The sequence below is a fragment of the Cupriavidus sp. 05N40 genome, assembly GCF_056397305.1.
Map to the genome: position 1 here is coordinate 1 of NZ_JBFTND010000458.1, position 616 is coordinate 616.

Here is a 616-nt window from a genome sequence, read left to right on the forward strand (position 1 = left end):
GCGCCTGCCCGCCGGCCGGTGCCCCGGGGGGCGCTTCGGCCTGGGTCGCGGCCGGCGCGGCCTCGTCGCGGCCGCCGCGGCGGCTATGGCTGTCCAGCAGCGGCAGGCCGAAGGACGCCGCCCAGTCACGCTGGGCTTCGCGCGCCACCACGCCGATGGCGCGGGCCTTGAGCTGGGTCAGGGTCTCGATCACCATGTCCAGCGCGATCCGGTCGTCGCCTTCCAGGCGGCGCAGATCCAGCGCGACGACATCGTTGGAGAAGAAATCAGGGGTCGATTCGAAGCGGGACAGAAGGTCGTCCCGCAGCGCTGCCATGTCAGCGGACTTGAGAGCGAGGAGGAGGGCGTCGACATTGCCACTGCGCAGCTCGAAGCGTGGCGATTTCTTCTGGGACATAGTCGGTGACCGTGGAAATGGGACATTCTAACGTCAGCTGGAGGCAGAACTGTAACAAATACCCCCGCAATCCTCTCCAGTGCCGGATGGGGCGCGCACGAACMGGCCCCGCCGCATCCCCGCGCAGGGAACGACACTCGCTGCCGCCCTCCCTCCGCGCAGCTTCCCGCCGGGCCCGCGCTCTTGTTACGATTGCGCCATCCAGACAAGGGAGTATGC

Annotated in this window: 1 protein-coding gene; it reads right to left on the reverse strand. The window is 68.5% G+C overall.

What is annotated here, in order from left to right:
* The coding region (locus AC1DO7_RS41435) for a septum site-determining protein MinC (protein ID WP_477117595.1) at nucleotides 1-397 on the reverse strand (397 nt) is incomplete at its 3' end.
* Nucleotides 398-616: the final 219 nt, after the last annotated feature.